We start from the raw sequence: 20,172 nt of genomic DNA, 5'->3' as shown, positions 1-20,172 counted from the left end.
GGCGGAGGCGCGCGGCGCCTGGCCAGGAAGATCAGTGCCGTGTGTGTCGGTGAAGTCGTTCATGCGTTCGTCTCCTCAGAGTCGACATATGCCGTGCGTGGAGACCCCACCGTAAAAAGCGCCGCCGCAGGTCCTTCATCGAAACCGTTGGCACACCGTAAGAGCTTGCAACGCGCCACCAATGACTGACTCCATCCAAGGGCACCAGGCGTGGGCTCCTACGGCTCGCCGGCCCGGCGGGCTCGCCCAGCATCGGTTGAACGCCCTTGACATCGGAGCCAGCTGGTCTGCTAGGTTGCGTCTGCACAAAATCACTTCCCGGTTGGTAGTCCGGGCGCTCTCGGGCGTATACCGCGAAGTCGCGGTCCAGTGTGACTCTCTCTCCGTTTCCATCAGAGGAGCTCACATGAGCGAATTTCGTGTTGCCATCGCCGGGGCCGGTCTCGCCGGCTTGACACTCGGCAAGATCTTGCACCGCGCCGGGGTCGATGTCTCCGTCTTCGAGCGGGACGCCTCGATCAGTTCCCGATACGCCGGGTACCGCGTCCACATCAACTCGTCCGGGACGACCGCGTTGCATCAGGCACTCGAGCCGGACCTGTGGGCCGCGTTCGTTGCGGCGTCGGGTATGCCTGACGACGCCATGCGCGTGTTCGACGATCAGTTCCGCGCCGGACCGCTCCGGAACAACCGAGACAGCGCTGGTGTGGGTCGTCCGACCAACGACATCCCTGAGCACCTCGCTGTCTGCCGATCGACGGTTCGGCAGATCCTTTTCTATGGTCTCGAGGAGCGAGTGTTCTTCGGGCATCGTGTCACCGGGTTCGAAACGGACCCCGCTACGGGCCGCGTTCGATTGCTGAGCCCGGAGGGCAGCCTCGGCGAGTTCGATCTGGTGATCGCAGCCGACGGCATCAACTCCGCAGTCCGGGCGCAGCGCCTCCCGAGCATGCAGGTCGTCGATCTCGGTTCACGCCACATCGCGGCGAAGGTGCCGCTGACGGCCGAGTCGATGGCGGTGCTTCCCGAAGAGCTCATGTGCCTCTTCGCGATCGCGAAGGACGACGCCGGCCTCGGGTTGACATTCGGCCCGCTGTTCCGCAGCGACCCGGAAAGCGCAGCGCTCGAGCGGATGCCCGCAGCCGTGCAGGAAGAGGTGCAGTCCGACTACGCGCTCAGCATCTTCAACATCACAGCCGAGAGGGCAGTCACGGACGAGGTCTTATTTGCAATGACTCCGGAGCAGCTGCAGGCGTACGCGCTTGAGCAGATGAGCGACTGGGCGTCGCCGCTTCGTGCGGTGGTTGAGCAGTGGGATCTGGACACGGTGCAACCGCTCGCGCTGCGAAGCACCGTGCCCGTGGCCGCGTGGGAGCCGACGAACGTGACCATGATCGGTGACAGTCTCCACGCGATGAGCTCTGCCCTAGGGATCGGGGCAAACACGGCGTTGCGCGATGCAAGCGAACTCGGCCAGCGGATCGTGGCAGCCCGCGCCGCCGGGACGTCAATCGTGCACGCGGTCGGCGAGTACGAAGCTGCCGTGCGGACCTATGGGTTCGATGCGGTTCGCGCGTCCGCCAAGGTCGGGCACTGGGTCATCGGACACGACGACATCCCCACGCTGGCGGTGTAACGGCGCGCGTCCACCGTTTCCCAACGGAGGCGTGATGCAGATGAGCGATCCCGGCTCGAGGCGGGACGAGCCGGGATCGCTCATGCTTTGGAACGCAGAATCCGATTCTGCGTTCCAATGCCGGTGCGCAGCGGCTGAGGAGAGCTCGCTGAGCACACGAGGAAAGCGGCGGGCCAATGTGGCCGGGACCGCTGCGGCGTTAGATGGTCAGGCCGTGCCCGAAAGAGAACAGCGGGTGTTCGGTCGAGAACGGGGCGTCGGAGTCGCTTGCTTCAACGGCTTCCATGCTGCGAGGCATGTCGAAGGGCAGCTTGCCTTCGGGTGGGCAGTCCCCGAAGAGCGCGCGCAGGAACGCGATGTCAGACACTCCGAAGTTCACGACCGTGGCTGCGACATGATCGATCAACGGTGTGAGGATCGCGGCGCGGTCGAGGTACACGTCGAGGACGGTCGGAACCTGCCCGGCGATCGCGGAGATGTGGTCGATCTGTTCCTGCTTGAACGCGAGCGAGCCGGCATGGAAGTACGCCTCGAGTGCGCCTTCACGGTGATCGTAAGGGGCCTCGACCCGGAGGATCGCTATGTCGGCTTCGGCCGCTGAGGCGACCGGTTCAGCAAAGTCGGCAAGCACTGCGTCGTCGATGCCCTCGGCGTAAACCCGGATCCCGCGAGGTAGCGGAAGGGTGGCCGTGCCGTTCGCGCCGTTATCGTTGGTGAGGACCGTCACGGACCGGCTCTGCGCTTCGAGGCCCGCCTCACGATGTTCGGTGTTTCCAACGACCGCTTCGGCGTGCGCTTCATCCGCGAAAGGGTTGTCGAACAAGCCGAGGCGGAACTTCTCCAGCAAGAGCCGGCGGGCGGAAGCGTCGAGTCTGTCGACGCTGACCTGGTCGTCCGCGACGAGGTCCAGGAGCACGTCTGTGCAGTGCTCGCCGCCGAGCTGGTCGACGCCGGCGTTGATTGCCTTGAGGAGCTTCTCTGGCCGGGTGAGGTGTTCAACGCCCCAGGACCGCGCGGACATGATCGAGTCACCCAGGCCCGCGTCGGTAAGGATGCCCCAATCGGTGCAGACGATGCCGGTGAATCCGAGTTCGTCGCGAAGCAGCCCGGTGACGATACCGCGGTTGAAGCCAAACGCAACTTCCTCATACTTCGTGCCGATTGGCATACCGTAGTACGGCATCATCTGGGCCGCGCCAGCAGCGATTGCTGCCCGGAAGGGCTTGAGGTGGTAGTCGAACCGCCCGCCGGGGTAGACCTGTTCGCGCCCATAGGGGAAGTGGGGGTCTTCTCCGTCCTTCTGAGGCCCGCCACCAGGGAAGTGCTTGGTCATCGTGGACACGGACTCGGGACCGAGCTCCTCGCCCTGCATGCCGCGGATGTACTCGGCGACCAGCTGCGAGGTCAACTCCGCGTCTTCACCGAACGTGCCGTTGACGCGCGCCCATCGCGGTTCGGTTGCGAGATCGATCTGCGGGTGCAGGGCAAGGCGGATGCCGACGGCGAGATACTCCTTCCGCACGATGTCGCCGAAACGACGGACAAGCTCCGGCGACCGGACCGCGGCAAGGCCGAGCGTTTCCGGCCACTGCGAGAAGGGCCCGGCCAGCATCGATGTCGCCGGGTTGTCAGTGAAAGCGTGACGGGGGTCGGTGGAGAACGTGATCGGGATCCCCAACGGTCCAGCAAGTGCGATGCGCTGCGCGGAGTTCTGCCACGCAACGAAGTCGCTGGGCGATTCTCCAACACCGACGATGTTGAAGTGGGACATGCGCCGCTCTTCCACCATGGAGCGCAACGGCGGGCCGATGAGGAACTCGCCGCTGGTGTCGAGCTCGCCGTAGGTGACCATGGTCTGGAACATCAGTCCGACCTTGTCCGCGGTCTCCATCCGCGACAACAGGTCCTCAGTTCGCTGTTCGGGGCTCAGGGTGGGGTCCTGGTAGGGGAAACTCATCAGTTCCGTTTCTTCTCGATGTGCTGACGCACAGTGCTTCGTGGTGGGTTGCCGCGGCGGCTGGGTCTGGCTGACTACCGGGCGCCTCGGATGAACATGGTGCTGATCGCGCCGAGGATGATGACGGCCGCTGCGACCGCAAACAGCAGGGTGTAGTTGCTGGAGGTTGCTGACCCAATTCCGAGCGCCAACGGCGCCAGCGCGGGCGCCAGCGATTGAGGAAGAGCGTTCGCGATGTTGAACACGCCCATGTTCTTTGCGGCTTCGGTATCGCGGTTCGGAAGCACGTCGGTGACCAGTGCGAGGTCGATGGCGAAGTACGCGCCAAGACCAGCGCCGAAGAGCACGGCTGCGACGAAGAGCAGGTTCGGGTCGTGGGCGGCAGCGAACACGATCAGCGCGAGACCGGTGAGGATCGTCGCGATGACGACGAACACCTTCCGGCGGCCGGTCCGGTCGGACAGCCAGCCGCCGAGCATCGCGGCGACGGTCAGCACGATGGTTTGAACGATGAGCAGTCGCAGCTGCCAAGACAGTGCGGTGGGGGTGTCGAAACGGAACCGATCGAGCAGGAAGTACACCTGGTAGTTGTTGTAGGCGGCAAAGCCCAGCAGCATCAGGAAGCGGCCGGCGAACGCCCATGCGAAGTCGGGGTGGGACGCGGGGTTCAGCCAGAAGCCCTTGATGAATGCGCCCAGGCGGAAGCGCGTGGTGTCGTGCTTGTCGAGGGTTCGGTCCTGCAGAACGAGTACCAGCACGAGCACGCCGACCAGACCGAGTGCGGCGGGGACGATGATCGCCCACAGCGTCGGCACACCGAGCGAAACGAACGCTGTGGCGAGGGCAATGCCCACCAGCGGTGCGAGGTTCTGCGCGATGCCGAGCCAGCCAGACACCTTCGCGCGGCGAGCTTCCTCGACCTGGTCCGGGAGCAGTGCCTGCAGCGCGGCCTGAGCACCGTTGAATGCGGTCTGGGCGATGGCCCAACCGATGACGATGGTCGCGATGTTGGGTGCGACCGCGAGGATGACCAGCCCGAGCGTGCCGCCGAGGACTCCGAAGAGCAACCATGGACGCCGCATCCCGAGTCGGCTGGTCGTGCGGTCCGAGAGCGCGCCGGCGATCGGGTTTGCAACGAAGGCGCAGAATGCACCGACTCCGGCCACCAAGCCGAGGTCAGCGGCTCGGGTAGCCGGGGTGGAGATTTCGTTGATCTTGACGGCAAGGGTGGAGATCGCGGGAGTGAGTAGCGCGATGTACATCGCGAAGTACGCCATCACGTACGCGACCACCACGCCGGTGCGCGCCGATCGGGTCGTGGCTGGGGCGCGACCGGCGGTCGCTGCCGCCATCTCGGTGGGCTCCAATGCTGACATCAGGACTCCTCTGTCCTCCGAGCCAGCGTCCTCAGCTGGCGGTGCGGACACGCTAACACTGAATCTCGACCAGTTGGTCGGTATTCGTGTGGGACGATGACGAGATGAGGGTGATGAGGGCGTCGCAGGGCGGTCATGGCTGAGCAGGGGTATGCCAAGGGGCGAGCGAAGCGGGCTGAGATTATCGAGCGTGCTGCGGCAGCACTGGGTGAGAGCGGGTACCGCGGGGCGTCACTTCGGGACATCGCCGCACGCTGTGGTATTTCCCACACCGGGTTGCTGCACTACTTCCGGACGAAGGAAGCGCTCCTGATCGCCGTGCTGGAGCATCGTGATCAGCAGGACGCGGAACGCTTCTTCACCCCTCCCGTGGAGGGGTTGGAGCATCTGCGGCGGATGGTCACGCTGACGGCCTTCAACGAGACCCAGCGCGGCCCGGTCGAGCTGTTCTGTGTCTTGTCCGCTGAGGCCACAGCACCGGAGCATCCGGCGCATGAGTACTTTGTTGCCCGGTATCGGGACATCGTGATCCGTCATCGCGCGGCCTACGACGCGCTTCGGGAGCAGGGGGTGCTCCGTGAGGGCGTCGATCCGCTTTCAGCCGCCCGCGAGCTCATTGCGATGAGCGATGGGCTGCAGCTGCAGTGGTTGCTTGACCCGAGTGCAATGCAGATGGCTCCGCAGTTGCATGCGCACATCGAGTCGAAGCTGACCATGCCCCTGTGACCGACTCGGGGCCGACGCTACGGCAGTGCTTTGAGGGCGATGCCCTGGTCTCTCCTTGCTCGTGATGTGAACCGCAGCGCCCGCTTTCGAGGCGGTCGGGGGCCTAGCACGTCAACGGTTCGATCGTCTTGAGAGCGTCGTGCCACCTGATGGTGGGATCGAGTGTGCCCGCTTCTCGCGGGAGCAGCGTTGCACGACGAACGCACCTCAGCCCGGAGGTTGAGGTGCGTTCGTCGTGAGGTGGTGCCGGAAGGGCTAGACGAGGAACCCGCCGTCGACGGCGAGGTGGGCGCCGGTGATGTAGGACGCGTCGTCGGAGAGCAGGAACGCGACGGCGGTCGCGATCTCCTCGCCGGTGCCCATGCGACCCATGGGGATGCCTCGCTCGGCGACTTCCTGGGTCGCTTCGAGGTTGCCCTCGGTCATCTCGGTGAGGATCACGCCGGGCTGGAGTTCGTTGATGCGGATGCCCTGTCGGCCGTACTCGGCGGCGGCGGAGCGGGTGATGCCGCGGACGCCGTGCTTGGATCCGACGTAGTCGCGCGGGAGCGTTCCGCGGTCGGCGAAGACGCTGGACACGTTGACGACGGCGCCGCCTCCGGCTTCGAGGATCGCGGGGATCTCGTACTTGAGGCTGTAGAAGATGCTCGAGAAGTTAGTGTTGATCACCCGCTGGAAGTCCTCGATGCTCTCCTCGTGCAGGGAGGATGCGGTGCCGGTCACGCCAGCGTTGTTGACGGCGTAGTGCAGCGCACCGAATTCCTCGACGGTGCGGACAACGGCGTTCTGCAGGTCGTCGGGGTTGGCGACGTCGCCGGTGACGGCGAGGGCGCGGCCGCCAGCAGCGGTGATCTCGTCGACGACCTCGGCGAGCTTGTTTGCGCGGCGTCCGACGACGGTGACGGCGGCGCCTTCTTTGGCCAGCAGGACGGCGGTCGCGCGGCCCATCCCGGATCCGGCGCCGGTGACGAGTGCGACCTTGTTTTCGAACCTGTTCATGATGTTGTTCCTTCGATTCTGGTCGCAGCGATGCGACGCGGCTGAGGTGGTGTGGGTTAGCGGTTGATGATCGGCAGGACGAGCCGGCTCGGCCGGGTGCCGCCGTGGTGGACGGTGATGTCGGAGGGGATCATGTCCTCGAGGGCTTCGGTGGAGATCTCGCCGCCGGTGTTGGAGTTGCGGTCGTAGTGCGGGAAGTTGCTGCCGGACACGTCCAGGCGGATGCGGTGGCCGGGCAGGAACACGTTCGAGGTGACCGACATGGGCACGGTGACCTCGTACACGTCCCCGGGCGTCATCAGCGTCGGCTCGGAGAGGCTGTCGCGGTAGCGGAGGCGGAGGATGCCGTCGCAGAGGTTGATCGCGGTGCCGTCCGGGTAGACGTCGACGAGCTTGGCGGTGATGTCGGTGTCGACCGTGGTGGCCGACACGGCGACCTTGAGCTCGACGGGGCCGGTGACTTCGACCGCCTCGGACAGGACCGGGCCGGTGTAGCAGAGGATGTCGTCTCGGCTGTCGATGCTCGACTGGTCGACGGGGCCGACCAGGCCGGGCAGCGGCGGCAGAAGGGCTCCACCCGCGGTGGGCACGGGGTTCTTCGGGTCGTAACGGAACTGGTCCGTTCGTTCCTCGACGGGCGTCTCGGTGGTGAGGACGCCGTCACCGTTGCGGGTGTTCGCCGAGCCGGCGCTGGAGAGGTGGTAGTCGGTGTAGTTGGTGTCCGGCAGCGGCCAGTCAGCCTCGTCGCGCCACTGGTCGATACCCATGACGAAGATCCGCACGCGCGGCGCCGGCGTCTCTGCGGTGATGCCCTTGACGTGCTCGTCGAAGAACGCAGCGTGCAGGGGTGCCTGGTCTTGGACGGCGAAGATGCCGAAGCTGCGGTCAGGGAACTGGCCGGAGGTGTTGACGTGGTCCCAGGGGCCGATTACGAGCCGAGATTGCTCGCGGGTTGCTTCGCTGCCGCCCTCGGTGCGGAGCGTGACGAAGTCGCGGATCTGCTGGTGCAGCTTGACGTCGTACCATCCGCCGGTCTCGAGGACTGGGACGGTGATCTCGTTGAGACGGGACGACCAGTCCTGGGCCTTCCAGTAGCTGTCGAAGGTGGGGTGCGTCAGCCATTCGTCGAGCCAGCGACCCGTGCCCAGCACCGGGCGGGAGAGCACCGGGGTGGCGTCGTTGAGGCTGAGGATGTCGGTCATCGCACCGCCGATGGTCATCAAGCGCGTGGGGTCGCTCTGCTCACCGCGGGTGAGTTCGCGCTGCTCAGCGTTTGCCATCATCATTCCGCTCCATGCGGTGACCAGGCTGAGGCTGAGCGCTCCACCGCGCGAGTACCAGAGGCCGTGGTACCAGTCGGCAGCGGCGTCGGTCGGGGCGATTGCCTTCAGAGCCGGGTTGTCGCCAAGCGCGAGGGCGTACTGGGTCATCCCGAGGTAGGAACCGCCGTACGCCGCGACCGAGCCGTCGAACCAGGGCTGCTCGGTGAGCCAGGCGATGAAGTCCTCGCCGTCGGCCATCTCGTTCACCTTCGGCGCGAACACCCCGTCCGAGGCGAAGGTGCCACGAACGTCTTGGTAGACCACGGCGTACCCGGCATTGACCATCGACAGGAGCGCGGGCATCGGGCTGACGGTTCCGCCGAACATGTCGGCGGAATCCTTGTTGTAGGGCATGCGCACGACCAGGGTCGGTGCGGTGCCTTCGCTGGGGCGCCACACATTGGCGCGCAGGGTGACTCCGTCGCGCATCGTCACAGGGACGTCGCGGTCATAGATGTGAGACATTGCTAACTCCTCGTCAGCGTCGAAGGGAATTCGGTAAGGACCGTGCGAGCCAGGGGGTGCGAGGCGGACGCGGCGACGCCGGTTGTGCTGGTGGAACGGGTTTGTTGTCTCTGCAGACGGTGGGCAGCGGAGGGAGGCGAGGCTTTCGCCCCTCCTCCGCTGCAGCGGTGGGTGCTAGGCGTTCTCGCCGGGCAGGGCCACCGGGTAGGGCTTGCCGAAGTCGAGCGAGCCGCTGGCCTCCTGCCACTGCTTGGCCTCGGCGATTTGGCTCTCGGAGTAGTTGATGGCGTTCTGGGCGGCGTCGGCGCCAAGAACGACGTGCATCGGGATCTCGTCGAGCTTCGCGACGCGGACGAGGAACTCGCCAGCACGCTGCGGATCGCCCGCCGAGGACATCGGCATGCTCATGAAGCTGGCGAGCATGCCAACCGAGTCCTGGTACTCCGCGGGGATTGCCGGGATGTCCATCGACGATCCGGCCCAGTCGGTGGCGAACCCGCCGGGCTCGACCACGAGGTACTTGATGCCGAACGCGGCGGTCTCAGCGGCCAGGACGCGGGTGAGTCCGTCGACGGCGAACTTCGCTGCCTGGTACGAGCCCAGGCCGGGAGCGCCGCCCACGCGTCCTCCGATCGAGGAGAACTGGATGATCAGGCCCGAGCCCTGCTTGCGCATCACCGGGATCGCTGCCTTGGAGACGGCGTAGACGCCCCAGAAGTTGGTGTCGAACTGCCGGCGGAAGTCGTCTTCTTCGCCCGTCTCGACCGGCGCGATGTTTGCGTAGCCGGCGTTGTTCACGACCACGTCGACGCGGCCGAACTGCTGCACGGTAGCTTCGAACGCCGCGGTGGTCTGCGCGCCGTCGGTGACGTCGAGCTGGACCGGGAGGATCTTGTCGCCGTACTGCTCGACGAGGTCGTCGAGCTGCTCGGGCTTGCGGGCCGTCGCAACGACCTGATCGCCGGCCTGCAGGGCGGCGAGGGTGAGGGCGCGGCCGAAGCCGCGGGAGGAGCCAGTGATGAACCAGGTGGAAGTCGTCATGCAGACAGCAAAACACCGTTTCGTTATTTGCGCAACGGCGTTGCGCTAACTCTCAGAGATGGCCGGGGGCGCGTACCCCGACGAACCTTCTGGGTAAGCCCCTCGTGCCGCCGTTCTTAGCGCAACATGGTTGTGCTACCGTGTGGTGATGACTACTGCATCGTTCCAGCGTGCGCGGAGCCCCGAGGCGAAGCGGCAGCGCGAGCGTGCGATCCTCGATGCCGCACGCGATTTGGCCTCGGCCCAGGGTGTGGGCGCGATCACGTTGACGGCGATAGCGGAGGCGGTCGACATGCACAAGTCCGCGTTGCTGCGGTACTTCGAGACGCGGGATGAGATCTTCCTGCGGCTTGCAGCGGACGCGTGGGAGGAATGGTCGGCTGCCGCGCGTGCTGAGCTTGGCTCCTTGCCGCTTGCAGGGGCAGATACTGACGCGCGTGGTGCGCTGATCCGGCGGGTTGCGCAAGTACTGACCGCCACCTTGTTGGCGCGGCCGATGTTCTGTGATCTGCTCGCGCAGACACCACTGAACCTCGAGCGAAACGTCTCCTTTACCGTCATCCTGCCGTTTAAGACCGTGGCCCTGCGCGAGGTGGCGGCCGTGCAGACGGCGCTGCAGCGGCTGCTCCCGCTGCGCGCTGAGCAGGCGATGAGCGTCGTCACGACCGCGACCGGGATGGCCGGTGCGCTGTGGCAGATGACATCGATGACGTCACACCTACGAGAACGCTACGAGGCTGACCCTGCTCTCATGCATGCGCTTGTTGATGCGCGGCAAGAGCTCGAGCACATTCTCGGCGGCCTGCTTGCCGGATTCACCGGTACGCCGTCGGCTGCCATGGCGCCGTAGGCGGCCACGTAAGACGGGTGGCCTCAGCGCAACTCTGGCCGCCGACATCGTCGCAGGACGCACCCCAGCCTGCGATCACGAGAAAAACGATGGAGTTGAGGATCTCAATGAAGAGTGTTGTTGTCACCGGGCCGGACACCGTCCAGATGCACGACGTTGAAACCCCGCACGCGGGCCCGGCCGACGTCGTCGTCGCGATGCGCGCAGTTGGTATCTGCGGATCGGATGTGCACTACGCACACGTCGGCGGCTACCCGCCGCGGATGAACGCAACCCGGCTGGGCCATGAAGGCGCCGGAGAAGTGATCGAGGTCGGCGACCAGGTCACGGACGTTCAGATCGGTGATCACGTCGTCATCAACCCGATGGCGGCCGCCGACGGCATCATCGGCAACGGCGGTGCGCAGGGCGAACTGTCAGAGGTCATCCTCCTCACCGACGCACAGGCCGGCAAGCACTTCCGGGTGGTCCCGAAGGACCTGCCGTGGGATGTGGCAGCGCTGAACGAACCGATGGCTGTTGCCTACCATGGCGTGAACCGCTCAGGCGCTGGCGCGGGAGCCAAGGCAGTCGTCTTCGGCGCGGGCCCTGTTGGCCTCGGAGCCGCGATCGGGCTGAAGAGCAAGGGCGCAGCACACGTTGTCGTCGTAGACATCGCACCGAATCGTCTGCAGAAGGCACTCGCGGTCGGAGCGGACGCCGTCATCGACTCCAGCAAGGAAGACGTCGTCGCGCGGCTGCGTGAGCTGCACGGCGAGGAACCTGGCTTCATCGGCGCTCCTCCGCGTCCCCTCACGGACGTCGCAATCGATGCTGCGGGTGTCCCGGTCGTCACCCACACCGCGCTCAACGCAATCCGCGCCCGTGGCGTGCTGACGGTCATCGCCGTGCACAAGCAGCCGGTGTCGATCGACTTCCAGGAGCTGCTGGTCAACGAACCCGACATCCGGCTGTCCATGGGGTACCCGACGGAGATCTTCGAGGTCACCGACGCCCTCATCGAGCACCGTGACCGCTACGCACAGATCATCAGCGACCGGATCCCGTTCGAGGACGCACTCCGCGCCCTCGACCTCGCCAGCACGCCCGGCGCCACGGACAAGGTCGTCGTCACCTTCCCGTAGCAGCACGACGCCCTCGACGATTCCGCGACCTAGCCCTGATCGGCATCGAAGCCGTCCGTTACTGTCGCGTCGTTCATCGATCCCGCACCGCATTCTCGGTGCGGGATCGATGATGCTCACCGGTGATCACGCACGGCATCAGAACGAGTAGCGCACGCCCGTCAGGTCTTCCGAGACTCGCCACAGCTTCTGCGCCAACGCGGTGTCGCGTGAACGGCGGCTCGAGGAGACCTGCTTCGGGTAGCCGCGGACACCGCCCATGCCGTCGGGGCCGTAGTACTGGCCGCCCGCTGCTGCCGGGTCGGTCGCAGCGCGCAGGGTTGGCAGGGCGCCCATCTCCGCCGGCTGCGATGCAAGGCGCATCACGAAGAACTCCGCCACCGGACCCATGTGACGGCCGAGGTCGGTGCTTGACCCGCCGGGGTGTGCCGCGAGGGCTGCCGTCTTGTCCTTCGCTGCCGTAAGGCGACGCTGGAGCTCGTAGGTGAACAGCAGGTTCGCGAGCTTCGACTGGCCGTAAGCGGCGACGCGGTTGTAGTTGTTGTCGAGATTCAGGTCGTCGAAGTGGATGTCGGCGCGGACGCGGTGACCGAGGCTGCTGACAGTGACCACGCGCGACCCGGCGGTCGGTAGCAGGTTGTCCAGCAGGAGGCCGGTGAGAGCGAAGTGCCCGAGGTGGTTCGTGCCGAAGTGCAGCTCGAAACCATCGACGGTGCTGCCCTTCGGCGTGTACATCACACCCGCGTTGTTGATCAGCAAGTCCAGCCGCGAGTGCTTGTTTTTGATCTCAGCAGCAGCCGTCCGAACCGAGTCCAGCGAGCCGAGATCCAGCCTCTGCAGCTCCACGCTCGCCGTCGGCGTAGCAGCCATGATCCGGTCAACCGCCGCCTTGCCCTTGTTCGTGTCGCGCACCCCCATCACCACGTGCGCGCCAGCAGCGGCCAGCGCTGCAGCGGTCTCGAAACCGAGCCCGGCGTTCGCCCCAGTGACAACGGCCGTCTTCCCAGACTGGTCAGCGATGTCGGCAGCGGTCCAGTTCGACATTTGATCCTCCTCAAGTACCATAGCTATAAGCGGGGCGACCGCTCCGCTTAACTCCGACTATACGGAACGCACGCCCCGTTTACAAGCAGGATGTTGGAGGTCCTTGTGCCTGGAGCCCGATCCGCACTGCGAGCCGACGCTGCCCGCAACCGGGAAGCAGTCCTCGAGACCGCGTATCGCACCTTTGCGGCCGAGGGCATCTCGGTGCCCATCGACGAGATCGCGCGCCGCACTGGTGTGGGAGCCGGGACCGTCTACCGCCACTTCCCCACCAAGAATGCCCTGGTCGCAGCGGTTATTGATCACCGCCTCGAGCAGATCGAAGTCGCCAGCCGGGAGATGCTCGCAGCCGATCCGGCGCACGCGCTGGTGAACTTCATCCGGACGCTCGTGCTTGAGTGGGGAGCCACCGACCAGGCTCTATCACAGGTGATCGCTGGCGACAGCACCTTCAAGGACGCATCCGACTTCGAGCCCCGGTTCATGGAGCTGATCGCGGTGCTCCTCGCGGCAGCCCAGCGAGCAGGTTCCGTCCGTGCGGATCTCCACGACCGAGACGCCAAGGCTTTGGTCGTGGCCTGCCAGGCAGTGCAGAGTCACATGCCCGACATCGCCGACCGGGTGACGAAGATCATCCTCGACGGCGTTCGAGCCTGAGCCGACCGGGCTCGAGTACCAGCCGGGCCACAACTCAAGCCGCTTCGATCACGCACCGCTAGCCATCGAGGTGTCGCAGCACGGCCACCGGAACTCAAACCGTTGGCCGCTTCTGCGCGTCCGCAGCCGATGGTTCAGCGAGCGAGTTCGTGGACCGAGTAGCGACGTTCGATGCCGGCAGTGGCTCGGCCCCACTCACTGGACTTCGCTCGCTCCTGGTGAGCGTTGAAGACATCGGGGTTCTCGAACCGTTCCTCGACCGACCACGTCAACGGGCTCTCGGTCGGGGCAACGTCGAAGGCGATGCATCCTGGTTCGGCCCGGGTAAGGCGAGTGTGTTCCGGGAGATGCTCGCGGACTCGCTGCGCTTCCTCCTCGGTCGTGCACACAAGCTGGCCTGACAGTCGCATCTCTCCCACCCACCGACCGTAGGGGGTCAAGCGATGTCCCGATAGCCGATCGGCTATTGAGACGGTGCGGATGTGCCGTTGAGTGCGAGTTTTTCGAGGACTTGCACCAGCACGGCCGGGTCGACTCCCTCCGTGCGTTGCAGGAGGTGTGTGCGGACCGCGGCTGCGTGGATGGGCCTGGCTACATGCACGAGGCGCGCTCCCTCGTCCGTGATGCTCACGAGCACACCGCCGTCAACCGTGCTGCGGCTGACGAGGCCCCGGTTTTCCATTCGTGTGAGTTGATGAGAGAGGCGGGTGCGATCCCACTGTAGCGACGCACCGAGGTCGTTCTGGCGGAGCTCGCCGCCCCCGAGCTCGACGAGTCGGGTCACGATCCCGAAGTCCTGATCGGACAAGCCTGAGCCGGCCTTGATGTCCTCGGCCACCCGTTGCCGGACCTTGTCAGCCGCGATCTTCCAGGCATGCCAGAGACGTTGTTCCTGCTCGGTCAGCGGCGCGGTCACTCAGCAAGCCTACCCAGGTGCTGTTGACGCATCAACACGGGGGACGCATGCTGTTGACATGACAACACCAAACAAGGCACAGAAAGTCGCTCTCGTCACCGGAGGGAATAAAGGCATCGGCATCGCCATCGTCCGCGGACTCGCGCGAGAAGGCTTCACCGTCCTCCTCGGCGCGCGCAGCGCGGAGGTCGGCCGGGCAGCCGCCACCACCGTCAACGGTGACGTGCGCCCGGTCGTTCTCGACGTGACGAACCAGGATCAGATCGACGCCCTCGTCGCGGACGTCGGTGACGAGTTTGGTCAGCTCGACGTCCTGGTGAATAACGCCGGAGTGAACACGCTCACGTTCCGGCCACTGAAGGACCTGCCCAAGCCGACCGAGGAGAACGTAGACGACTTCAAGAACGTGTACGAGGTCAACGTCTTCGGCGTCGTGCGGATGATCGCCGCGTTCCTGCCGCTGCTGACGCAGGCGGAGGCGCCTCGGATCGTGAACGTGACGAGCAAGCGCGGCTCGATCGGCGAGGCGGGAGCCTGGGTGAGGCAGCCCTCGATGGTGTACTCGAGCTCGAAGACCGCGGTCAACGCCATCACCGTGCACTACGCCCGCGAGTTCGCGGACACCACGCTGAAGATCAACGGCGCCGCCCCTGGACACGTCGCCACGAACTTCAACGACTTCCGCGGCACGCGCACCCCCGATGAGGGTGCGGCTGTGGCGGTGCGACTCGCGACGCTGCCTGCTGATGGCCCCAGCGGCGCGGTCTTCGAGGACGACACGCAGCTCGCATGGTGACCGCGATCTCGCGCGAGTTGTATCGGCGAGCCGATCGACATCTTGACCGGTCAGAGCTTGAGCTCCGACATCACCGGTGTGGCAATCATCTGCGCCGCCGCCCTCCCGGCAGTACTCCTGATCCTGCCCAGAAAGGACACTGCGTAGCGATCAGCTCATGAAACGGCGGCCGTCTGGCCGTCAGCCGATGGCGAGCAGCGGTCTCGCTGACCGATTGGCTATCGATACGCCTGATTCTCAGTGATGCAGTCAGGCTGGCGCGGATGTGATTCAGCTGCGCAGGACGTGTCGTGCTTCTCCGGTGTTGTCGGTCTCGGTGATGCTCCACGCAAGCGTCCGGAAGTCAGCGTGCAGGTCCGCTCGGACGTCGTTGCCCGTCCACGCTAGGTGGAGTGTGTGGTCGTCGGAAACCTCTTCGACGGTGACGTCCACAGCGAACGCAGCGCTCGAGTTCCGGAAGCGGAGCGCGTCGAGGTACTTCGCGACGTCGGGGTCGGTGATCCGCGTAGCGATCTCGTCGCGGGTGTAGTCGTGACGGTTGATGGCTCGGGGGTCCCCCGAGGCCGCGAGCGTCTCGAGGTCGTTCGCGCCGAAGAGCAGGCCGACCGACCACACCTGCGGAATGCCCGGGGCGAAGAGCTGCACGACGCGAGCGAGCAGGTAGGCCTGGCTGTCTTCGCCCAAAGCGGAGAAGTACGAACTCATCAGCTGGTACGGCTTGGCCTTATGCCCGTCACGGCGCACGGCGGAAGGTGCTCCTTGAACGAGGTGGCGGCTGTCAGCGATCACGGCGTTCACCCGGTCGGAGACGAGCTCGATCTCGTCCTCGTCGAGGAGGTCCGCGACGTCTACGACACCGATGCCGTCGTGGGTGTCGAGCGTGGTGAACTGCTTCCGGGGACAGATGGTCATCCAGTGGCGCAAGCGGTCAGTGCGGCCGGTCATCACGGCGTGCAGCATCAGCATCGGGAGGGCGAAGTCGTAGACCCAGTGGCCTCGGTCGGCCATCTTCAACTGCACGCTGTAGTGCTCGTGGATTTCGGGCAGCATCTCGGTTCCGCGCACTTCGAGCGGCTTCATCGCGATGTCGAGCACCTCCCACACGTCCGGTTCGATGAAGAAGGACGAGGTACCGGCTTTCTTCGTCGCGTAGGCGAAGGCATCGAAGCGGACCAGGGGCACATGGTCGGCGAGACGACCGAGGTTCCGGTCGTAGTACGCCCTGGTCGCGTCGTTGCGAGGGTCGATATCGACCTGTTCGTCGAAGAAGGTGTTCCAGAGCTGCACCGCGGTGCCGTCCGCAAGGGAGAACGTCTTGACTGGTCCGCCGGGCTTGCGCCGGTACAGCGCGGCCATCTCCTCCTCTGTGGGCTCCCCGTGCTCCCAGAACTCCGACCAGTGGATGAACATGTCCCGGTAGGGCGACGCATCGCCGTGCTCGATGTAGTCCTGGAACTCCCGTGATCGGATCGAGACGTGGTTGACCATGAAGTCGGCCATGAGGAAGTACCGGTCGGCGAGGGCATCGATGTCGTCCCATGTCCCGAATGCGGGATCGACCTCGTCGTAGTCGATGACGGCGAAGCCTCGGTCACCAGAGGATCGGTAGAACGGGAGGACGTGGACGCCGCCGAACGCGCCGTGGAGCTCGTTGTCGAGCACGGTGCGCAGCGACTTGAGGTCACCGCCGAGCCCGTCGGCGTAGGTGATGAGCATGGGCTTGTTCTCGATGCGCTTCACAGCGAATCCTCCTGAGTTCGGGGAGTGCGGCCGGTGCGGAGCGCGAGGACGATCGCGACGGCGACCGGCAGGGTCATGACGAGGAACATTGCGGTGTACCCGGCGGCCGTTGATCCGAGCGCGCCGGTCGCTGCGGTCAGCAGCGCACCAGCTCCGACTGGAGTGATGAGGTACGCAAGGTCGACTCCGAAGTAGTTGGTGCTGCCCGCGACTGCTCGACGTGCTGGTGCGACGGAACCAAGTGCGAGGCTCTGTACGAGTGGCTGGCAGACGCCGTAGCCGAGGCCGGCGAGCACGGCGGCGGCGAGCATCATCGGCAGGCCGTCCGAGAGCGCCAGGACGATGAAGGACGCCAGGAACAGCACCATGCTTGGGACCATGACGGCTCGGGCGCCGTACCGGTCGGCGAGCCGACCGGTGATCGGCCGCGCGGCGAGCATCGTCGCCGCGTACACGGTGAAGTAGGTGCCGACCGAGGCGATGTCGTGCTCACGGCCGAAGAGGACGACGAAGGCGTTGACGGACGCGAAGCCGCTCGCGAGGAAGAACACGATGACGGCTGGTCGGAGTGCTTCGCGCGCGAAGAACGAGTCGGCACGGAGGCGGACACGTTCCGGAACGAAGTCACGTTGCCGCGGGAGCCCCCAGGTCATGACCGCTGCAGCCGCCGTTGTGGCTAGGCAGATTAGGAAGGGGATGCGGATCGACGTCGCCCCGAGCAGTGCCAAGCCGATCGCTGGCCCTGCGGCCATAGAGAACGCCTGACTCATCGAGAACCAGCCGATGCCGCTCGCCATGCGGTCCTCGGGCAGCGCATCGGCCGCGATTGCGAGCGTCAACGGCGCGAGGAATCCCATGCCGATGCCGTGCACCAGGCGGCCGGCGAGGAGCACCCCGAGGTTCGGTGCGACGGCGTACATCGCGAATGCGAGTGCGATGAGCAGCAGGGTCGCGAACAGGAGACCGCGTTTGGGGAAGCGGCCGGTGGTCACGCCGACGAAGAACCGGGAGCCGAGTGCGGTGATCGCGAAGGCACCGGTCACGACCCCAACCATGAAGGCGTCACCGCCGAGCTTTGCGGATGCGACGGGGACGAGCGCGATCGACATGTACTGCGCGAGGTTCGCGATCAGGCCGATGAGGGTGATCAGCACGAACCGCCGCGACCAGATCGACCGCCGCGCGTGCTGCGTTTCGTCGCTGAGGACAGGCTGTGCCGCGGTCACGGGGTCACATCCGTCGAGAGTGCGTCGCGCAGGACTGCTGCGGCGACGACGGAGAGTTCGCACCAGTGGTCCGTCGCGTAGAGGACACCGTCCCGCTCACTCGTCCACCATCCGCACGTCGTGCGGAGGAACCAGGCTGCAGGCACGAGAAGATCCCCGTCGCGCTCGATGCACTCGACCGGCATCGCGACGACGCGACCATCGATAAGGCAGGCAACCGACCCGCGAGCGAACCGCACCTCGCGTCCGTCCGGCAAGGCGAAGGACACCGAAGCACCCGCGTCCTCCACCCGACGCCGAGTACCGAAGTGCTTGGCGAGGAACTCTGTGGGCAGCGTCACGAAGTCAGCGCGGAGGACCCGGTTCCCCTCGAGACCGTGGTACTTCCAACTCTGGTGACGAGCCGGAGCGACAGACATTGCCACCAGCTGCTGGTCGAGGATTGCCCTCCTGCTCCCGTCTGCGACGATCAGGTTTACGGCGTCTCCTGCGAGGTTCGGCCCGGTCGACTCGATGCCGTCAGGACCCCGTCGGAGGCCAGCGAAGAACGCCCAAACCTGCTCGGCGTCGTCGAGAGGCTGCCCGTGGTCGCGCCCGGCGACGTCCCGGAGGACGACGTCGGCGCGTGCACCCCGCCAGTGGAGGACCGTGTCGACGCCGTCCGTAGTCACCACAGGAATGGTGGACTCGACCTCGTTCACTGTGGCCCAGGCCGCCCGGTTTGCCGAAAGCGTGGTCAGTCGGTCGGTTCCGAAGAAGGTCGGGACGTCGTCGAACTCCACCTGGGTCGACCACACCGGCACGGCGGCCTGTGGGGGTTCGTCGTTGAGGGTTCGCGGTGAGGTCGCGCCTGCTGAGCCTGCGACGCCGGCGAGAAGGTGTCCATGGTGTCGGGCGAACTGGTCGGCCATGCCGTGTCCCATGGACATGCCGTGGACATAGATGCGCGCCCGGTCGACCGGGACAACATCCGTGATCGCGTCGATGAGTCGAAGGAGCTTCGCTTCGTCGGGGTTCTCCTCGCTCACTGCCGGGATGAAGTCCTCGGCGCCAGGCACTTCTCCGCCGAGGCCGGCGGGGAGGTCGCTCAGAGCCCAAATGCCACCGACCGACGCATCTGGGAAGACGACGACGAACCCTTCGCGTTCGGCCACGAGCGTCCACGATGAGTAGACCGCCTGGCCCCAGCCGGCCATCATGCCCCCGTGCAGGGAGATCACCAGCGGCAGATCCCGACCGGCCCGCGCGCTGTGAGGGACGAACGCGACGCCGGCGATTCCGGTGTCTGCGCCGATCAGGTCCGTCAAGTCGACGAGTTCGGCGGGGTAGGGCTGTGAATTGTTGCCGTTCTCGTTGACGACGATGTTCGTTCCGCGCAGATGCGGCGGCAGGAAGTCGCGGTTGTCCTCGTCGGGCGTTCCGGGCGGGATCACCGGACGGCGCCCGTGCGGGTCGGAGGGCGTAGTGGAATCAGTCATTGGCCTGCCCTGAGAGGAACGGCATTGCACGCCGGATGGATTCGTCCCAGAACCGCCACTCATGTCCAAGGCCGGGGATCTCTTCGAACCGCATGTTCAGCCCGGTCGCCTCTGCGTGCTCGCGGTAGCGGGCGAGGTCGTCCCGGATCAGTTGGTCGGCTCCACCGGTGCTGAAAAGGATCGGCGGGAGTTCGTTCCGTCGTTCGTCGAAGATCCGCCACACGTTCTCGTCCCCGTCGACGAATGCGCGCCACCCCCCGGCGTTGTCGGCCATGCCCGCCAAACGCTGCAGGAACGGGTCGGCACTAGTCCGGACCTCGTGCTCGTCGAGCGCGTCGAGTTCGCGAGGAGCGGCGGAGAACACCGCGGCGCGACCGAAGCGTTCGGGGTTGTTGGCGACGAACTTCATCGTGCCCCGACCGCCCATCGACAAGCCCGCGATGGCGTTGTCCTCACGAGCCGACGAGACGGGGAACCATCCGTGTATCAGCGGGAGGAGCTCGTCGACGAGGTAACGGTTCGCGTCGTAACCGAGGGAGAAGTTCGGCCAGTTCGAGTAGTTCGAGTTCAACGCGCTCGGCATCACGACCACCATCTGCGCTTCGGTGGCGTAGGTCTCGATGTTCGTCCGGCGGACCCAGTCGGTGTGGTCCCCGAACGTGCCATGCAGCAGCCACAGGACGGGGTAGCGCTTGCCGGAGCTGTAGAAGTCCTGGGCGTTGGCACCGAGGGGGAGGTCCGGGAGGATCACGCTGATGGTCTGGTTCGACCGGAGGAAGCTGCTCAGGAAGGACAACGTCGTCAATGCCATGGATCACT

At 65.8% G+C, this 20,172-nt stretch carries 18 protein-coding genes; 6 read left to right on the top strand and 12 right to left on the bottom strand.

Translation table 11 applies throughout. From position 1 onward, the window contains the following. Nucleotides 1-406: 406 nt before the first annotated feature. Nucleotides 407-1,636 (top strand): FAD-dependent oxidoreductase, encoded by a 1,230-nt coding sequence (locus ACNQOV_RS04410; protein ID WP_416393520.1) that lies wholly within the window; start codon nt 407-409, stop codon nt 1,634-1,636. Between the two features lie 199 nt (nt 1,637-1,835). On the opposite strand, the gene ACNQOV_RS04405 is transcribed toward ACNQOV_RS04410, so the two are convergent. Both ACNQOV_RS04405 and ACNQOV_RS04400 read right to left on the bottom strand, forming a co-directional pair. Continuing rightward, nucleotides 1,836-3,593: a glycoside hydrolase family 3 protein gene (locus ACNQOV_RS04405; protein ID WP_416393519.1), complete on the bottom strand. Its 1,758-nt coding sequence runs from the start codon at nt 3,591-3,593 to the stop codon at nt 1,836-1,838. Between the two features lie 74 nt (nt 3,594-3,667). Next, nucleotides 3,668-4,969 carry an MFS transporter gene (locus tag ACNQOV_RS04400; protein ID WP_416393518.1) on the bottom strand — a complete coding sequence of 434 codons (1,302 nt, stop codon included), beginning with the start codon at nt 4,967-4,969 and terminating at the stop codon, nt 3,668-3,670. Between the two features lie 135 nt (nt 4,970-5,104). On the opposite strand from ACNQOV_RS04400, the gene ACNQOV_RS04395 reads away from it, so the two are divergent. Beyond that, nucleotides 5,105-5,695 (top strand): TetR/AcrR family transcriptional regulator, encoded by a 591-nt coding sequence (locus ACNQOV_RS04395; RefSeq protein ID WP_416393517.1) that lies wholly within the window; start codon nt 5,105-5,107, stop codon nt 5,693-5,695. 255 nt (nt 5,696-5,950) lie between these two features. On the opposite strand, the gene ACNQOV_RS04390 is transcribed toward ACNQOV_RS04395, so the two are convergent. The 3 genes from ACNQOV_RS04390 to ACNQOV_RS04380 form a co-directional block, all read right to left on the bottom strand. Further along, nucleotides 5,951-6,694, bottom strand: coding sequence for an SDR family NAD(P)-dependent oxidoreductase (locus tag ACNQOV_RS04390; RefSeq protein WP_416393516.1), 744 nt, complete (start codon nt 6,692-6,694; stop codon nt 5,951-5,953). A gap of 56 nt (nt 6,695-6,750) precedes the next feature. Further along, nucleotides 6,751-8,481, bottom strand: coding sequence for a CocE/NonD family hydrolase (locus tag ACNQOV_RS04385; RefSeq protein ID WP_416393515.1), 1,731 nt, complete (start codon nt 8,479-8,481; stop codon nt 6,751-6,753). Between the two features lie 174 nt (nt 8,482-8,655). Further along, on the bottom strand, nt 8,656-9,522 hold the full coding sequence (locus ACNQOV_RS04380; protein WP_416393514.1) for an SDR family NAD(P)-dependent oxidoreductase: 867 nt from the start codon (nt 9,520-9,522) through the stop codon (nt 8,656-8,658). 148 nt (nt 9,523-9,670) lie between these two features. On the opposite strand from ACNQOV_RS04380, the gene ACNQOV_RS04375 reads away from it, so the two are divergent. Together ACNQOV_RS04375 and ACNQOV_RS04370 are read left to right on the top strand one after the other, a co-directional pair. Further along, nucleotides 9,671-10,372, top strand: a complete 702-nt coding sequence (locus tag ACNQOV_RS04375) for a TetR family transcriptional regulator (RefSeq protein WP_416393513.1) — start codon at nt 9,671-9,673, stop codon at nt 10,370-10,372. A gap of 17 nt (nt 10,373-10,389) precedes the next feature. Continuing rightward, nucleotides 10,390-11,496 carry a zinc-dependent alcohol dehydrogenase gene (locus ACNQOV_RS04370; protein WP_416393512.1) on the top strand — a complete coding sequence of 369 codons (1,107 nt, stop codon included), beginning with the start codon at nt 10,390-10,392 and terminating at the stop codon, nt 11,494-11,496. Nucleotides 11,497-11,634: 138 nt separating this feature from the next. Here ACNQOV_RS04370 and ACNQOV_RS04365 read toward each other — a convergent pair whose 3' ends face one another. Next, nucleotides 11,635-12,540, bottom strand: coding sequence for an SDR family NAD(P)-dependent oxidoreductase (locus ACNQOV_RS04365; RefSeq protein WP_416393511.1), 906 nt, complete (start codon nt 12,538-12,540; stop codon nt 11,635-11,637). A gap of 90 nt (nt 12,541-12,630) precedes the next feature. Here ACNQOV_RS04365 and ACNQOV_RS04360 point away from each other — a divergent pair, with 90 nt between their 5' ends. After that, the gene (locus tag ACNQOV_RS04360) at nt 12,631-13,197 is read left to right on the top strand and encodes a TetR/AcrR family transcriptional regulator (RefSeq protein WP_416393510.1); all 567 of its coding nucleotides are present in this window, start codon (nt 12,631-12,633) and stop codon (nt 13,195-13,197) included. A gap of 134 nt (nt 13,198-13,331) precedes the next feature. On the opposite strand, the gene ACNQOV_RS04355 is transcribed toward ACNQOV_RS04360, so the two are convergent. Further along, nucleotides 13,332-13,607, bottom strand: a complete 276-nt coding sequence (locus ACNQOV_RS04355; protein ID WP_416393600.1) for a putative quinol monooxygenase — start codon at nt 13,605-13,607, stop codon at nt 13,332-13,334. 53 nt (nt 13,608-13,660) lie between these two features. Beyond that, nucleotides 13,661-14,113 carry a MarR family winged helix-turn-helix transcriptional regulator gene (locus tag ACNQOV_RS04350; RefSeq protein ID WP_416393509.1) on the bottom strand — a complete coding sequence of 151 codons (453 nt, stop codon included), beginning with the start codon at nt 14,111-14,113 and terminating at the stop codon, nt 13,661-13,663. A 58-nt stretch (nt 14,114-14,171) separates the two neighbouring features. Between ACNQOV_RS04350 and ACNQOV_RS04345 the strand changes: the two genes are divergently transcribed. After that, nucleotides 14,172-14,909 (top strand): SDR family NAD(P)-dependent oxidoreductase, encoded by a 738-nt coding sequence (locus ACNQOV_RS04345; protein WP_416393508.1) that lies wholly within the window; start codon nt 14,172-14,174, stop codon nt 14,907-14,909. Nucleotides 14,910-15,179: 270 nt separating this feature from the next. Here the strand turns inward: ACNQOV_RS04345 and gtfA are convergent, their stop codons facing one another. From gtfA to ACNQOV_RS04325, 4 genes are read right to left on the bottom strand one after another with little or no spacing between them, the layout of a single operon-like run. After that, nucleotides 15,180-16,649 (bottom strand): sucrose phosphorylase, encoded by a 1,470-nt coding sequence (gene gtfA / locus ACNQOV_RS04340; RefSeq protein ID WP_416393507.1) that lies wholly within the window; start codon nt 16,647-16,649, stop codon nt 15,180-15,182. Beyond that, the gene (locus tag ACNQOV_RS04335; protein ID WP_416393506.1) at nt 16,646-17,875 is read right to left on the bottom strand and encodes an MFS transporter; all 1,230 of its coding nucleotides are present in this window, start codon (nt 17,873-17,875) and stop codon (nt 16,646-16,648) included. Before ACNQOV_RS04335 ends, gtfA begins: the two co-directional genes overlap by 4 nt. Beyond that, a complete protein-coding gene (locus tag ACNQOV_RS04330) occupies nt 17,872-19,353 on the bottom strand; it encodes an alpha/beta hydrolase family esterase (RefSeq protein WP_416393505.1) in 1,482 nt (493 codons plus the stop codon). The genes ACNQOV_RS04335 and ACNQOV_RS04330 overlap by 4 nt, the downstream gene beginning before the upstream one ends. Then, entirely contained in the window at nt 19,346-20,164 is an 819-nt protein-coding gene (locus ACNQOV_RS04325) for an alpha/beta hydrolase (RefSeq protein ID WP_416393504.1), read from the bottom strand. Before ACNQOV_RS04325 ends, ACNQOV_RS04330 begins: the two co-directional genes overlap by 8 nt. Nucleotides 20,165-20,172: the final 8 nt, after the last annotated feature.

It is taken from the genome of Curtobacterium sp. LFS084 (assembly GCF_047977705.1).
GTDB lineage: Bacteria > Actinomycetota > Actinomycetes > Actinomycetales > Microbacteriaceae > Curtobacterium.
This window is presented reverse-complemented; position numbering and strand designations above follow the sequence as displayed.

Bases quoted from the DNA above. Each gene is read 5' to 3' on its own strand.
- ACNQOV_RS04345 (WP_416393508.1), top strand. From the start codon at position 14,172: ATGACAACACCAAACAAGGCACAGAAAGTCGCTCTCGTCACCGGAGGG.
- ACNQOV_RS04400 (WP_416393518.1), bottom strand. From the start codon at position 4,969: ATGTCAGCATTGGAGCCCACCGAGATGGCGGCAGCGACCGCCGGTCGC.
- ACNQOV_RS04365 (WP_416393511.1), bottom strand. From the start codon at position 12,540: ATGTCGAACTGGACCGCTGCCGACATCGCTGACCAGTCTGGGAAGACG.
- ACNQOV_RS04325 (WP_416393504.1), bottom strand. From the start codon at position 20,164: ATGGCATTGACGACGTTGTCCTTCCTGAGCAGCTTCCTCCGGTCGAAC.
- ACNQOV_RS04390 (WP_416393516.1), bottom strand. From the start codon at position 6,694: ATGAACAGGTTCGAAAACAAGGTCGCACTCGTCACCGGCGCCGGATCC.
- ACNQOV_RS04385 (WP_416393515.1), bottom strand. From the start codon at position 8,481: ATGTCTCACATCTATGACCGCGACGTCCCTGTGACGATGCGCGACGGA.
- ACNQOV_RS04410 (WP_416393520.1), top strand. From the start codon at position 407: ATGAGCGAATTTCGTGTTGCCATCGCCGGGGCCGGTCTCGCCGGCTTG.
- ACNQOV_RS04380 (WP_416393514.1), bottom strand. From the start codon at position 9,522: ATGACGACTTCCACCTGGTTCATCACTGGCTCCTCCCGCGGCTTCGGC.
- ACNQOV_RS04405 (WP_416393519.1), bottom strand. From the start codon at position 3,593: ATGAGTTTCCCCTACCAGGACCCCACCCTGAGCCCCGAACAGCGAACT.
- ACNQOV_RS04355 (WP_416393600.1), bottom strand. From the start codon at position 13,607: ATGCGACTGTCAGGCCAGCTTGTGTGCACGACCGAGGAGGAAGCGCAG.
- ACNQOV_RS04360 (WP_416393510.1), top strand. From the start codon at position 12,631: ATGTTGGAGGTCCTTGTGCCTGGAGCCCGATCCGCACTGCGAGCCGAC.
- ACNQOV_RS04395 (WP_416393517.1), top strand. From the start codon at position 5,105: ATGGCTGAGCAGGGGTATGCCAAGGGGCGAGCGAAGCGGGCTGAGATT.
- ACNQOV_RS04375 (WP_416393513.1), top strand. From the start codon at position 9,671: ATGACTACTGCATCGTTCCAGCGTGCGCGGAGCCCCGAGGCGAAGCGG.
- ACNQOV_RS04330 (WP_416393505.1), bottom strand. From the start codon at position 19,353: ATGACTGATTCCACTACGCCCTCCGACCCGCACGGGCGCCGTCCGGTG.